Genomic DNA, 14,702 nt, shown 5'->3' on the forward strand with positions numbered 1-14,702 from the left:
ATATTATAAGGTCTGTTTAGTCATTCAGCTGCTACTTTTAATGTAACAAGTTGGTTTGGTTAACAAAGATCAGATTACAAAAAATACATGCTGCGTTAACTTTTTAGAGTGGAGAGGTCAAAGTGCAAGACATTATTGATGACGTTGATCCAATTGAAACCCAAGAGTGGTTGGATGCGCTGGAATCAGTTGCAAAGAATGATGGCGACGATCGTGCCAAATACATACTGCGTAAGTTAGGTGAAAAAGCCAATGATATGGGCGTAAGCTCAGGTACGGCACTGACTACACCTTATCGCAATACTATTTCTGTTAAAGATGAATCACGTATGCCGGGCGACCTGTTTATGGAGCGCCGTATTCGTTCTTTCATTCGTTGGAACGCAATGGCAATGGTTATGCGTGCTAACGATAACGAAGATGGCCTAGGTGGCCACATTTCATCTTTCTCCTCTTCTGCAACACTATACGATATCGGTTTTAACTACTTCTTCCGTGGTAATGAAGGCGGTCAGGAATCTGACATGGTCTTCTTCCAAGGCCATATTTCTCCAGGTATCTACTCTCGTGCATACCTAGAGGGTCGTTTAACTGAAGAGCAGATGGATAACTACCGCCGTGAAGTTGATGGCAACGGTCTTTCATCTTACCCACACCCTTGGTTGATGCCTGATTTTTGGCAGTTCCCAACCGTATCTATGGGTCTTGGTCCAATTCAAGCAATCTACCAAGCGCACGTTATGCGTTACCTTTCTGCGCGTGAATTAATTAACCGTGGTGATCGTAAGGTATGGGCTTTCCTAGGTGACGGTGAGTGTGATGAGCCAGAATCTCTAGGTGCTATCTCTCTTGCAGGTCGTGAGCAGCTTGAAAACCTGATCTTCGTAGTTAACTGTAACCTACAGCGTCTTGATGGTCCTGTTCGTGGTAACGGCAAGATTGTTCAAGAGCTTGAAGGTATCTTCCGCGGCGCTGGTTGGAACGTTATCAAATGTCTATGGGGTCGTCATTGGGACGCCCTGTTCGAAAAAGACACTAAAGGTCTTCTTCAAAAACGCTTTGACGAAGTTTGTGACGGTGAGTTGCAAAACTACAAGGCTAATGGTGGTGCGTACACTCGTGAGCACTTCTTCGGTAAGTACCCAGAACTACTAGAGATGGTTTCAGATCTGTCTGACGACGACATTATGAATCTGAACCGTGGTGGTCATGACCCATACAAAGTATTTGCTGCATACAACGAAGCGGTAAATCACAAAGGTCAGCCAACTGTAATCCTTGCACAGACTGTAAAAGGTTACGGTACGGGTAAATCGGGCGAAGCGAAGAACGACACGCACTCGATGAAGAAAGTAGCGATGGACGATCTTAAAGATTTCCGTGATCGCTTTAACATCCCACTATCTGATGATCAGTTGAAGGACGTGCCGTACTACCGTCCTGCGCCTGATTCTCCAGAAATGAAATATATGTTCGAGCGCCGTGAGAGTTTGGGTGGTTTCTACCCAGTGCGTCGTACGGAATTCGAACAGCTAGAAACACCGCCGTTGTCTGATTTTGATGGTCAGTTGAAAGACAGTGGTAAGCGCGCAGCCTCTACCCAGATGGTGCTTAACCGAGTGATGAGCACGCTGGTTAAAAACAAAAACATGGGTGAGCGTGTTGTACCAATCGTACCTGATGAAGCACGTACTTTCGGTATGGAAGGTATGTTCCGTCAGTTGGGTATCTACACGTCCGAAGGTCAGCGCTACGTACCACATGATTCTGATCAGATCATGTTCTACAAAGAATCTAAGACAGGCCAGATTCTAGAAGAAGGTATCAATGAAGCGGGTGCGATGTCTGCATGGATGGCTGCGGCTACATCCTACGCAAACAACAACTGCACAATGGTGCCGTTCTACATTTACTACTCTATGTTCGGTTTCCAGCGTGTGATGGATTTGGCGTGGGCTGCAGGTGATATGCAGGCGCGTGGCTTCCTGATCGGTGCTACCTCTGGTCGTACAACGCTAAACGGTGAAGGTCTGCAGCACCAGGATGGTCACAGCCATCTGATGGCTCAGATGATTCCGAACTGTAAGTCCTACGATCCAACCTATGGCTACGAGCTAGCTGTGATTGTTCAGGACGGTTTACGTCGCATGTATCAGGATCAGGAAAACTGCTTCTACTACATCACGACAATGAACGAAAACTACCACCATCCAGCAATGCCTCAAGGTGCTGAAGAAGGCATCATCAAGGGTATGTACTTGCTGAAAGAGGGTAAAGACTCCGATAAGAAAGTTCAGCTAATGGGCTGTGGCACGATCCTTCGTGAAGTTGAAGCTGCGGCTGAAATTCTAAGCGAAGAGTTTGGTGTTGAGTCTGATATCTGGAGCACTACATCGATCAACGAACTTCGTCGTGATGCGATGTCAGTAGCTCGTGAGAATATGCTGAATCCAGAAGCTGAGCAGAAGAAAGCTTACGTAACTCAGTGCATAGAAAGCCGTGGTGAAGGTCCGGTTATCGCATCGACTGACTACATGCGCTCTTATGCTGATCAGCTACGCGAATACATTCCTCGTAACTTCAAAGTGCTAGGTACAGATGGCTACGGTCGCTCTGATACACGTACTAAGTTGCGTGAATTCTTTGAAGTTAACCGTTACTACGTTGTTCTGGCTGCGCTAAGAGCACTCCAGGAAGAAGGCAAGGTTGAAGGCGAAGTTGTCGCTAAAGCCATGCAGAAGTTCAACATCAACCCGGCTAAACCGGCACCGTGGACTGTTTAAGTCTGCGATGAGCTTCTTAACAGCTTAGAACTGGAGGAATTCAAAGTGAGTATTATCACAATTACTGTGCCAGACCTATCAGGTTCCACAGATGTTGATGTTGTTGAAGTGCTGGTAAATGACGGCGACACCATCAGCGAAGGCGATAGCCTGATTGTTCTGGAAACAGATAAAGCATCCATGGAAGTGCCAGCGACTCATAGCGGTGTGGTTGTATCCATGAAGGTCAATGTTGATGACCAAGTAAACGAAGGTGATCTTCTGCTTGAGCTAGACACAGGTGCTGCTGCATCTGAAGCTCCTGCTGCAGAAGAGGCTCCTGCGCCGGCTGCTGCTCCAGAAGCTGCACCGGCTCCAGCTGCTGCACCTGCAGCCGCTTCTGCCGTTGAAAATGTACTGATCCCGGATCTGTCTGGTGCAACTGATGTTGATGTTGTTGAAGTACTAGTAAAAGACGGTGATACAGTATCTGAAGGCGATAGCCTGATCGTACTGGAAACAGATAAAGCATCTATGGAAGTGCCAGCACCTAAAGATGGTGTTGTAGTTTCTATGAAGATCAACGTTGACGATCAAGTTAACGAAGGTGATCTTTTGATGGAACTGAGTGTAGGAGGTGCGGCTGCTCCAGCTGAAACTGCACCTGCTGCGATTCCAGCACCAGCTCAGGAAGCTGCGCCAGCGCCAGCACCTGTTGCAGGTGGTAAAGAGAACGTGCTTATCCCTGATCTATCGGGTGCGAGCGATGTAGACGTTGTTGAAGTATTGGTAAAAGACGGCGACAGCGTTGAAGAAGGCGATAGCCTGATCGTACTAGAAACCGATAAAGCATCTATGGAAGTACCAGCACCTAAAGCAGGTACGGTTGTTTCCATGAAGATCAATGAAGGCGATACAGTAAACGAAGGTGATCTGCTGCTAGAACTTGAAGTTTCAGGCGGCGCCGTACCTGCTTCAGCGGCTCCTGCTGCTGCGCCAGCTCCTGCGGCATCTGCACCTGCGGCGCCAGCTCCTGCTAAGCCAGCGCCTGCTGCGGGTAAGGTTGATCTTGCAGCGCTAGAGAAGAAAAACAAAACAGTTCATGCTGGCCCTGCCGTTCGTGCAGTTGCCCGTGAATTCGGTGTTGATCTGTCTCTTGTATCCGGCACTGGTCGTCGTGGAAGAATCTTAAAAGAAGATGTTCAGGCATATGTCAAAGGTGCTCTGAAACAGCTAGCTGAAGCGCCAAAAGGCGGTGCAGTAACGGGTGGTTCAGGTATTCCGGCAATCCCTGAGGTAGATTTCAGCAAGTTTGGTGAAGTGGAAGTCGAGAAGCTTAGCAAAATCGCTAAAGTTACACGCGACAACATGAGCCGCTGCTGGTTGAACATTCCGCATGTGACTCAGTTTGATAAGGCTGATATCACTGATCTGGAAGCGTTCCGTAAAGAGATGAAAGACGAAGCTGCGAAGTCTGGCGTTAAGCTAACACCGCTGCCGTTTATGCTAAAAGCGATTGCTATCGCACTGAAAGAGCATCCGAAGTTCAATGCTTCTCTGCATGCAGATGGCGAGCACATTGTTTACAAGAAGTATGTAAACATCGGTATGGCTGTGGATACGCCTAACGGTCTGATGGTTCCTGTAATTAAGGATGCAGATAAGAAGAGTATCTACGAGCTTTCTAAGGAAGCGATCGAGTTAGCTGGTAAAGCTAAAGACCGTAAGCTTAAACCTGACGAAATGCAGGGTGCATGCTTCACAATCTCTAGCCTAGGTGGCATTGGTGGTACTGGCTTTACGCCAATTGTTAATGCACCAGAAGTGGCGATCTTGGGTGTGTCTAAAGCTGATATCGAGCCACGCTGGAATGGTAAAGAGTTTGAACCACGTAAGATGCTGCCTCTGTGCTTATCTTACGATCATCGGGCTATCAATGGTGGTGATGCAGGTAAGTTCCTAACCTACCTAAACGGCTTGCTAAGCGACATTCGCCGCCTAGTACTCTAATAAGCAAGTTTTCCACTCTCTTGGCTCGCGCCTCTTCGGAGGCGACTTTTTCGAGAGTGAAAAAAACAAACGGCGACTCTGTGCAGGAGGTCGCCGTTTTTTATGTCTGTACTGTTGTCATTAATCAGTCATATCTCCGAAATAAGTTTTTAGCAAACAAGTCATAGAGTCTTCTCATTCGTTGAAAAAGTGAGAAGAGCATGAAGGTTACTGTTTTTGGTATTGGATATGTAGGTCTGGTTCAGGCTGCAGTTCTGCCGATGTAGGGCATGAAGTAATGTGTGTCGATATTGATCAGAAGTAAAGTCGATGATTTAAATAAAGGTGTAATCCCTATCTATGAGGCTGGTCTCACGCCTATTGTTCAAACCAACCATGAAGCAGGGTGTTACGGACGCAGCAGAAGGCGTTGCTCATGCTGAAATACAGTTTATTGCTGTGGGAACACCGCCAGATGAAAATGGCTCAGCGGATCTCAAATATGTGTTAGCAGTTGCAGAAATGATTGCTACTCATATGGAATCACCAAAGATCATTGTGGATAAATCAACAGTGCCTGTGGGGACTGCAGACAAAGTTTCCACCAAAGTTTTATCTGTGCTGCACTCTAGAAATAAAACGCTTGAATGTCATGTAGTCTTTAATCCCGAATTTCTAAAAGAAGGTGCAACGAGCATCCTTTATGGATGCAAAAGTCTGGGCTGGAATGGCTATACCGAGTTATTCAAGAACCCAGACGTATGTTGAAGCGTTATTTGAGTACTAATTCTAAATTCGCATGGCTGTTGTTAAAAGAGAAATTCGGAGCTAATCAATGGCAATCTCAGTGACAGGCGGTGCAGGTTATATCGGTTCTCATACTGTTATTCAGCTGTTAGAGGCAGGTCAAGATGTTGTAGCCCTTGATAATCTTTGCAACAGTAGTGTAGAGGTGTTTAAGCGAATAGAGGAAGTCACAGATAATAAGCCTGTGTTTATCGAGGGCGATATCTGCGATAGAGAATGTTTAGATCGACTATTCTCAGATTATATCATTGACTCTGTTATCCACTTTGCGGGGTTTAAAGCGGTTGGTGAAAGCGTAGATAAGCCGATTGAGTATTACCATAATAATGTCCATGGAACATTGGTTTTGTGTGATGCGATGCAAGAGGCTGGGGTAAAGAAACTGATATTCAGTCTATCTGCTACGGTTTATGGTGAAGATGCCCTGATCCCTTATATGGAATTTATGCCCCGTGGTAATACCTCTAATCCCTATGGTACTTCCAAAGCTATGGTAGAGCAGATTCTTGAAGATCTCTCTGTTTCTGATCCTGAATGGTCTATTGCCTTACTCAGATACTTCAATCCAATAGGCTCTCACCCTTCGAGTTTGATAGGTGAAGATCCAAAGGGTATCCCAAATAACTTGATGCCTTTTATTCGTCAGGTTGCTGTGGGTAAGTGTGAAGAGTTATCTATTTTCGGCAATGATTATCCAACTAACGATGAGACCTGTGAACGAGACTATCTCCATGTGATGGGTCTTGCTGATGGGCACCTCGGAGCTATGCAGTGCCTTAATAGAACTGGCGTACACATATACAACCTTGGTACGGGCAAGGGGCTTTCCGTATTGGAGATGGTTAACGCGTTCAAGAATGTTACAGTTGTTGATGTTCCTTATTGCTTTGCGCCTAGGCGGAAGGGAGATCTTCCCGCTTTCTGGGCCGATACTAGTAAAGCTGAGAGAGCTGGGCTGGGCAGCAACGAGAACACTGGATGAGATGATGGCTGATACATGGCGCTGGCAGTCCCCAAACCCTAATGGTTACTAGTAAATATAGCAGTACTTGTTTCCATGCTAAACTGTTTTGATTTAGACGTGCTTGTTGATGATCTTAGTCATACTATGCGGTGGTAGCGGTGCAAGGCTATGGCTGCTTTAACGTTCTCAATATCCTAAACAGCTTCTGAATCTATTTTTAGAAAGCTCTCTCCTCGGTTTCACTATCGAGCGTTCTACAAAATCTTATCATTGTTATTTTGTGGCTAACGAGGAACATCGTTTCTTGGTGGCTGAACAAAAGCGCGGCTCTGACGTCAATGGAAAAATTCTTCTGGAACCTGTAGGCAGAAATACTGCTCCAGCTATTGCCATTGCTGCTTTGCTTGCTATTGCCGATGGTCTAGAAAGTGAAACTATGGTGGTTATGCCGTCTGATCATCTTATTGAAGATATCAATGTGTTTCATGAGGCAATTAAAACGGCAGAAGGCTATGCTAGAGATGGTTTAATTGTGATCCTAGGGGTTACACCAACCCGGCCAGAAACTGGGTATGGATACATCAAGGCCGGTAAGCCGGTTTTTGGTTCCGTAGATGTGTTGTGAGTTGAGAAGTTTTCAGAAAAGCCTGATCAAGTTACGGCTGAAGCTTATGTTCGAACTAGTCATTTCTATTGGAATAGTGGTATCTATATTCTTATCCCTGCTACTTACCTGGCTCAGTTGATAAAGCATGCACCTTATGTGTATTTAAAGGCTGTTGAGGCATTTGAGGGTTTAAAAGTGGATGGTGATTTTATCAGAGTTTTGCCTTCCGCTTTCGAGCAAATTCCTTCTATATCTATTGATCATGCCCTGATGGAGCCTTTGTGTAAAAACTCCAATGAGGCTGCTGTTGTTATTCCTTATCATTCAAGTTGGTCTGATTTGGGGACCTGGAACTCTCTTTGGGAGGTTGCTGAAAAGGATGAGGCAGGTAATGCAGTGCAGGGTGATGTATTCTGCATGGCGTTAAAAACAGCTTACTTCACTCTTCAGGCAGGCTTATTTCAGCAGTCGAGGTAGAGGGATTGGTTCTGGTCGAAACTCAGGATGCTGTGCTTATCGCTGATAAAAATAATGTTCAGGATGTTAAAAATATCGTTCAGCGGCTAGAAGCGTAAAGCCGATTTGAGTATCTTCATCATCGTGAGGTATACCGCCCCTGGGGTAAGTATGATCTGATCGGTGTAGGTTAGGGTTATCAGGTAAAGCAAATTACAGTGTCGCCAAGTGTATCATTTTCGCTGCTAAAGCATAGCTAAAGAGCAGAACATTGGATTGTGGTTAAAGGCTGTGCTGAGGTTTTAAAAGGTGATTCATCTTTCCTTGTCAGGGAGAATGCATCTACTTACATACCTATTGGAGAGATCCATTCTCTCAAAAAACCAACTGTGGAAGAGCTTGTGATTATTGAGGTTCAATCAGGTTCATATCTTGGCTCGATGATATCGAGCGCTTTGATGATCTTTATGGGCGTGATTAAGATATAGTTTGGAGTGATATTTCTTAAAGGCTGGTCCCTAAAGGGAAAAGAAAGAACCTCTCCTACAAATACTAATAACAAGGATGTTATATGGCAAAAATTACTCATCATGGAGCGATTAAGGGTGAAGCCGGTTCCTGTCATCAGTTATTTGATAATGAAGAAAGCCCTATTCTAATTGATTGTGGATTATTCCAAGGGGGTGAGCTTAATTCTGAAGCTGAACATTTCCTGCGTATTGAATTTCCAATAGATAGGATTAAAGCCCTTGTTGTTATTCATTGTCATATCGATCATGTGGACCGATTACCTTACCTTTTAGTCGCTGGCTTTGATAAACTTATTTTTGCTACTGCTACTGCTACTGCTACGAAAGTACTTCCTCTTGTGATAGAGGGTGCTCTAAAAGTCGGTTTTACTTGGGATAAGCGGCTCATAGAGCAGGTCTTGGGTCTACTTAGATCTCTCATTGTACCTGTCGAGTATAACGAATGGGTTCAGATTCCCGGCTTTAATGCTGAAGCTCTTCGTTTTCAGGTTGCAGGTCATATTTTGGGCTCTGCTTTTATTGAGGTTGAGCTTTCTACTGAGCGAGTTGTGTTTTCAGTTGATATTGGGGCTTCTCACTCTCCTTTGTTGCCACCGCCAAAGTCTCTGGAAACCCTTGACGTGTTAGTTCTTGAAAGTACTTATGGGGATAAATTGCATGAAGCTAGACAGGATAGAAGCACACGCTTGAGAGGAGTGATAGAAAATTGTCTAAGTAATACCTGTACGGTTTTAATTCCTGCATTCAGTATAGGGTGCACTCAGGAATTACTATATGAACTTGAGTCTATTATCCATGAGGTGGGTGGTGACTGGTCGGCATCCGCTATCTTTTGAGCAGTTGATTACTATTCATAGTCATGAAGAGCATCAGCGGTTGGTTAAGTACTTAAAGGCTTTGGGTAGGCTTGCCATTGTCATTGCCGCCAGTGGTATGTGTGCGGGTGGGCGGATAGTCAACTACCTAAAAGCTTTGCTGACTGATCCGAAAACTGATGTGTTGTTTGTTGGCTATCAGGCCAAAGGTACGCCGGGCAGGGATATTCAGAAGTATGGGCCTCAGGGTTGCTATGTTTTTTTGGATAATCGGAGAATTGATATTAAAGCTGGGGTTTATACCATCAGTGGCTATTCCGCCCATGTTGATCAGCAGGATCTGGTTAATTTCGTCTCTGGTATGGGGGAAATGCCTTAAGAAATACGTATTGTTCATGGGGATGATAAGGCTAAGGAAGTATTAAAGGGTGATTTATTAGAGATTGTGCCTGACGCTAAGGTTTGGGGGGCTGAGGGGTAAGGTAGTTATAATCGCGACGGGGAGTAGCTCCCACTGGGAGTAATTGGTAGTAGGTGCGTCTCGCGGCGAAAGAAAGAGGAGGAGGGGATAAAAGGGAATTCATTAAGACTACGAAAAGGCCGGTATTCTGAAACTGGTCGAATCTATTTAGTTACTTTTGTTACTTGCAAGCGCAGAGTGATTTTCACCGAATTTGATGATACTAGATTAATGGTGAAAGTATTAAAACGTGAAATTGAATAAGCTAAGATGTTTTGCTTTGTTGTGATGCCAGATCATGTCCTTTAGCTTCTGCAACAGGGAGATGCTTCGCTGAGTAAAACGGTGCAGCGGGTTAAATCTATTTATTCTAGATATACGAACAGAAAGTTTGGGCACAATGGCAGTGAGGCGATTTGGTAAGATGGCTTTTATGATCATGCACTAATAAAGGATGAGGGATTAGTTAATTTTGCTAGGTATGGGGTATTGAATCCGCTAAGAGCTGGTATAGCGTCAAAAATTGGTAATTATTCTCACTGGAATGCTGTCTGGGTGAATATTTAATAATTGGGGGACCTTTAGCAGGTATTTGCCCCCGAAGGGGGGGAAGGGTACCGACATCCTTGTCGGCTCCTTATCTTCCCTGATCAAATAGCAGATGCCTTCATCCTTGAAGGCCTAGATCTTCCTTGACCCCTCTGCTGTTAAACATATTAAGTTCAGAATTAGCGTAAATATATAAGAAAAATTCCTAATTTGATTTGCCTTGCTAAGGTGTTGTTTTTTGCCTTTGTTCGGATGGTTTAAACTCTTTAGTACTTTGCGTCCTTGATATGCGTGGATACAATTACTTTGATTTTTAAACCAATGGGTAGGTTTTAAGCGTGTATAGATATTTTTCAGCTTTTCTTCTGTTTTTTTCGACTTCTGTCTTTGCTGTTGAGTATTTGGTTGTAACTAACGATAGAGTGAGAGTACCTGAACAACCTGGGTTGCAAGGCAGAAGTATGCTGATGCTCAATAAAGGGCATCTGGTTATTAAATTAGAAGAAAAAGCGGATTGGACTCGAATTTATCTTATAGGTAAAGAGAAGCTAATAGGTAAGACTGAGGGTTTTATGCATAGCTCGTTTTTAAAAGAGGAGCGTAAAGTCATGGAGCAGTCACTCCCTGAAGAACTTAGAATAGATATGGTGGCTGCTGATTTAGCCTGTGAAAAAATAATGGGGGCTGAATTAATGCAGGGGTGCAGATCTACGTCTGCAGTACAAATTTCATAAAGCGGCTCAATTAAGTAGTATTAAGGTTAATTTTAATGCAGAGTTGGTAGCTAAATCCCGAAGTGGGGAGTTAATTCCTATACCTGTTAATCAAACGCTTGAGCATTCAGTTAATCAAACCATAGGCGATTTTTCCATGCATATTATTATGAAGGCTGATGCTTCTTATCAGTTAGAGAAGGTGGGCTTAGAGGGGGCGCTGTAGGCTTTTTGGGCTCAGTAATTGATATCTTGTTTCATGTTAGGTGTAAGTGAATAAGGTCTGTTTTGAGCTTAGGGTTATCTAATGGGTATAATTGCGACGCTCTTAGGTGGCGTTTTGGTAGGAGGTGTGCCTTTGTGCCCTTGGGTGCTCGCGGCGAAACACTGAAACAATCGCGACGGGGCGTCGCTCCCACATCGAACCATCTTGCTTGTTAAGTAAAGTTTTGTGGTGGTTACTGCTCTTTAGTTTTCCGAGAAATCTTCGACGCTACAAGGCAAACTATAATCGCAATAACTACGCCTACCGCATTTGCATACGCGTCTTCAATAGAAAAGTGACGTGATGGTTGAAGAGCGCCTTGAAGGTGCTCAAGCAGCCCTGCCAGTAAAAACCAGCTGCTCCAGTAGATCCAGCTAGAGATCTTGTATAGAGCTAGCCTTCCCATAAATGAAACACTAAAGAATGCTATGAAGTGTCCTGCCTTATCCGAATTTTCAAAGATCCTTTCAGGTGGCGAAGGGCGGAATATACCATAGGCCAGTGCAGCTAAGGCTAGAAGGAAAATTACCCAGATCATAGTCTTATATTTTTGGATAAAAGTGTTGTTCAATTGTTTTCTCAGTTTTAAATAGTTGCGTGGCGATATTAATCTCTAGGTCAGGATAAGTTGTTCGCGACAGGTTGCTCCTACTCATAGATATTGGTAGTAGGTGAGATCTAGCGTCCGACGCCATAGTAGGTGAAGCCAAGGTTCTCTAGCATCTTTTTATCAAAAATGTTCCTGCCATCAATGATTAGAGGATGATTCATTGAGCTTAATATCTCGTTGTAGTCAGGGGACCAGTATTCAGGCCAATCAGTTAGTAATAAGAGCCCGTCGCTGCCTCTAAGGGCTTCATAGCTGTTCTCAAAGTACAGAAGTTGTTCTTGTTCGCCGAAATGCTCAAGGATATTGTTCATTGCTTCAGGGTCGTGCATTTGAACCTTACAGCCTTGCGCGAGCAATGTATCGATTACTTTTAAGCTGGGAGCATTATCGATACTGGCGGTACCTGATTTAAATGAAAGCCCCCAAATGGTTACCGTTTTGTCTCTAAGGTCACAAGAGTAGTGGCGCCATAATTTTCGGAATGGCTGCTCTTTTTGCTTTTCGTTCTCAATTAGTACTGTATCCAGCAGTTTTGAGTTTCTTGCTTCCGTCATTAATTCTGACAGTGCTTCAATATACTGTTGGAAATGCAGGCCACCGAAACCACAGCCTGGGTGAAGGTAGTGTGGCCCAATACGTGGGTCTGTGATCATTGCTTCTCGAATAACTTCAATATCAACCTCTAGCTGATCGGCTAGGTTTGCTAATTCGTTTATATAGCCGAGTCGGAGCGCAAGCATTCCTGTATTGGCAAACTTTGTGAATTCAGCCTCTTTAGACGACATGATCATCCATTGTTTGACGGCTTGGCTAAATGGCCGCATGAGGGCTTTGATATTGAGTATAGCCCAGTCGTTAGTACAGCCTAAGATGATGGTTTGTGGCCATTTGTAATCCTGTAGGGCTGAGCCTTCGGATAGCATGTCAGGTATATAGCAAATAACCTGATTGTTATTTTCGTCTAACTGACTTTGTAATTTGTCTGAGCTGCCAACACCAAAATTGGATTGGTTGATGATCAATGCGTTTGATGAATGATGCTGACTGATGTGACTGATAAGTCGTTCGGCGGTTTTAAACTGGTTAGGGTTTAATGCCAAAATATGGTTTGAAGCATGTTCTATGCCTTCAGCTCGTGATCCAATGATGAGTCGGCCATTAGATTGAGCATCCAGAATTAACTGTTCAAGTCCTGGCTCATTGCTAACCTTGAACTCCAGATCTTGCTCGTTAGGCACTTCGTGGTCATTGGTAACTAAGAGAATATGGTTGCCGCTTTCAGCTAGTGCAGCGGCTGCAGTCCATGCAAGGAGTTCGTTACCCCAAATGGTAATCTTCATTTAGCTTCTCCTTTGGCTGCAATTCTGTTTATTAAGCCGTCGGTTGAACTGTCGAATTTAGGTGTTACGTTGTTTGTATCGAAGGCGCTAAGCAAGGACGTGGCTACTTTTTTGCCTAGTTCTACGCCCCATTGATCAAACGGATTAATATTCCAGATAACAGACTGCACAAAAACTTTATGTTCGTAGAGAGCAATTAGCTGTCCAAAAGAAAATGGAGTAAGTTCATCTAACATGATTGTTGTGCATGGCTGATTGCCTTTGTAGCGCTTGTAGGCCGGAGCATCTTCAGCTCCTTCGAGAACGGAATCGCCTAACGCTAAAATTCTAGATTGGGCTAGACAGTTTGCTAAATTTAGCTGATGTTGATGTTGGAGTTCCGAATTGTCAGTGTCATGATACCTTCTAGCTGCAACGATAAAATCACACATTACTGCTTCTGTGCCTTGATGAAGCAATTGATAAAAAGCATGCTGAGCATTGGTTCCAACTTCACCCCATAATATAGGGCAGGTCTTATAGTTTACGGCATTGCCTTGTCGATCAACGGATTTACCATTGCTCTCCATTTCAAGTTGCTCAAGATAGGCTGGTATATGGCTTAGTCTACCGTCATACGGAAGGATCGCGTGAGCATTTATGTTCTGAAAGTTGATGTTCCAGATGCCTGTCATAGCAAGAAGAACGGGTAGATTTACCTCTAGTGGTGTTGTTTTGAAATGTTCGTCCATTTCATGTGCACCAGCAAGTAGATCTTTGAATCCGGCCATACCGAGTTTTAATGCGATTGGCAGTCCAATAGTGGACCACATTGAATATCGTCCGCCAGTCCAATCCCAAAATTCAAGTTGATTGCTTTTAGGGATGCCCCATTCCACGACTTTATCAGGGTTGGCTGAAACGCCGATGAAATGACGGGATACAAGCGTTTCTTCACTGCCAGCGTAGCTTGATTTCTTTAGCCACTCTTTAGCTGTTTGAGCGTTGGCTAGGGTATCTATTGTAGTGAATGATTTCGACGAAATAATGAATAGCGTTCTGGCTGGATTTAATTCGTCGAGTAGATCGGCCATCTGGCTGCCGTCCATTGAGGATACAAAATGGACCTTTATTTTACGCGCGATGTTTGGAGTGTTTTCTGACAAGGCTTTACATGCCATTAAGGGGCCTAGGTCTGACCCTCCCACGCCAATATTTACCACGGTATCTATCGAGTGTCCCGTGTAACCGCGCCATTGGCCTGAGTGAATTCGAGTTACAAGTTGCTCCATTCTTTCTAGGTTGTCGTGGACTTTATCAATGATGTTAGTCCCTGATAGATCTAGAGAGTAATGGGCGGGAGATCTCAAAGCTGTGTGTAAGGCTGGTCTGTCTTCAGAATCATTTACATGATCTCCTTTGAACAGCTTTGCAATCCATTTGGAAAGCTGTTTTTCCTCAGCGAGTTTTATCAATAGAGAGATCGTCTCGCTTGTGATTCTTTGCTTTGATAAATCGAGGAGCAGATGTTTCTGTTCAAAGGTGAGGTGTTGGAAGCGATCAGAGTCCTGTTGGAATAGAGTGCTTATATGTGATTGAGACATATAATAAGCATGGGATTGTAGGTCCTTCCATGCTATTGATTCAGTTGATGGCATCAGGTGTTCCTTATTGGAGCTAATCGCTAGATTCAGTATTTTACCTGTACTTTTTATGCAGGGTAAAATCCTTCCTTGGATATCTCTGATACAGCTAGAGGTATCTTTTTGTGAATGTGTGCCCAAAGGCATAGCATAGCTGCATATTCCTTTGGAGTACGGCACGCTTTAATCGCGACGGGGCGTCGCTTCCACACG

At 44.2% G+C, this 14,702-nt stretch carries 10 protein-coding genes and 4 pseudogenes; 11 read left to right on the forward strand and 3 right to left on the reverse strand.

What is annotated here, in order from left to right; translation table 11 throughout:
• Window positions 1-122: 122 nt before the first annotated feature.
• The 11 genes and pseudogenes from aceE to ACMXYW_RS03390 all read left to right on the forward strand — a co-directional run bounded on the left by aceE (window position 123) and on the right by ACMXYW_RS03390 (window position 10,673).
• Entirely contained in the window at window positions 123-2,783 is a 2,661-nt protein-coding gene (gene aceE, locus ACMXYW_RS03340) for a pyruvate dehydrogenase (acetyl-transferring), homodimeric type (RefSeq protein WP_415905216.1), read from the forward strand.
• A gap of 45 nt (window positions 2,784-2,828) precedes the next feature.
• Window positions 2,829-4,772: a dihydrolipoyllysine-residue acetyltransferase gene (gene aceF / locus ACMXYW_RS03345; RefSeq protein ID WP_415905217.1), complete on the forward strand. Its 1,944-nt coding sequence runs from the start codon at window positions 2,829-2,831 to the stop codon at window positions 4,770-4,772.
• Window positions 4,773-4,972: 200 nt separating this feature from the next.
• Window positions 4,973-5,441: pseudogene (locus ACMXYW_RS03350) on the forward strand (UDP-glucose 6-dehydrogenase); the annotation flags it as partial.
• Between the two features lie 17 nt (window positions 5,442-5,458).
• Window positions 5,459-5,602 carry a WecB/TagA/CpsF family glycosyltransferase gene (locus tag ACMXYW_RS03355; protein WP_415905218.1) on the forward strand — a complete coding sequence of 48 codons (144 nt, stop codon included), beginning with the start codon at window positions 5,459-5,461 and terminating at the stop codon, window positions 5,600-5,602.
• Window positions 5,587-6,592 (forward strand): annotated as a pseudogene (galE, locus tag ACMXYW_RS03360) (UDP-glucose 4-epimerase GalE). Before ACMXYW_RS03355 ends, galE begins: the two are co-directional and overlap by 16 nt.
• Before the next feature lie 174 nt (window positions 6,593-6,766).
• Window positions 6,767-7,606 (forward strand): annotated as a pseudogene (locus ACMXYW_RS03365) (mannose-1-phosphate guanylyltransferase).
• Between the two features lie 5 nt (window positions 7,607-7,611).
• Window positions 7,612-7,704 (forward strand): hypothetical protein, encoded by a 93-nt coding sequence (locus ACMXYW_RS03370; RefSeq protein ID WP_415905219.1) that lies wholly within the window; start codon window positions 7,612-7,614, stop codon window positions 7,702-7,704.
• 141 nt (window positions 7,705-7,845) lie between these two features.
• Window positions 7,846-8,073: pseudogene (locus tag ACMXYW_RS03375) on the forward strand (hypothetical protein); the annotation flags it as partial.
• Window positions 8,074-8,156: 83 nt separating this feature from the next.
• Window positions 8,157-8,951: an MBL fold metallo-hydrolase gene (locus ACMXYW_RS03380; RefSeq protein ID WP_415905220.1), complete on the forward strand. Its 795-nt coding sequence runs from the start codon at window positions 8,157-8,159 to the stop codon at window positions 8,949-8,951.
• Window positions 8,923-9,309, forward strand: coding sequence for an MBL fold metallo-hydrolase RNA specificity domain-containing protein (locus ACMXYW_RS03385; protein ID WP_415905221.1), 387 nt, complete (start codon window positions 8,923-8,925; stop codon window positions 9,307-9,309). The genes ACMXYW_RS03380 and ACMXYW_RS03385 overlap by 29 nt, the downstream gene beginning before the upstream one ends.
• A gap of 968 nt (window positions 9,310-10,277) precedes the next feature.
• Window positions 10,278-10,673: a hypothetical protein gene (locus tag ACMXYW_RS03390; RefSeq protein ID WP_415905222.1), complete on the forward strand. Its 396-nt coding sequence runs from the start codon at window positions 10,278-10,280 to the stop codon at window positions 10,671-10,673.
• 437 nt (window positions 10,674-11,110) lie between these two features.
• Here the strand turns inward: ACMXYW_RS03390 and ACMXYW_RS03395 are convergent, their stop codons facing one another.
• The 3 genes from ACMXYW_RS03395 to pgi all read right to left on the reverse strand — a co-directional run bounded on the left by ACMXYW_RS03395 (window position 11,111) and on the right by pgi (window position 14,504).
• The gene (locus ACMXYW_RS03395) at window positions 11,111-11,455 is read right to left on the reverse strand and encodes a hypothetical protein (protein WP_415905223.1); all 345 of its coding nucleotides are present in this window, start codon (window positions 11,453-11,455) and stop codon (window positions 11,111-11,113) included.
• A gap of 140 nt (window positions 11,456-11,595) precedes the next feature.
• Window positions 11,596-12,867: a nucleotide sugar dehydrogenase gene (locus ACMXYW_RS03400; RefSeq protein ID WP_415905224.1), complete on the reverse strand. Its 1,272-nt coding sequence runs from the start codon at window positions 12,865-12,867 to the stop codon at window positions 11,596-11,598.
• Window positions 12,864-14,504 (reverse strand): glucose-6-phosphate isomerase, encoded by a 1,641-nt coding sequence (gene pgi / locus ACMXYW_RS03405; RefSeq protein WP_415905225.1) that lies wholly within the window; start codon window positions 14,502-14,504, stop codon window positions 12,864-12,866. The genes ACMXYW_RS03400 and pgi overlap by 4 nt, the downstream gene beginning before the upstream one ends.
• Between the last annotated feature and the right edge of the window lie 198 nt (window positions 14,505-14,702).

The sequence above is a fragment of the Neptuniibacter sp. QD48_55 genome, from assembly GCF_047778115.1.
Classification (GTDB): domain Bacteria; phylum Pseudomonadota; class Gammaproteobacteria; order Pseudomonadales; family Balneatricaceae; genus Neptuniibacter.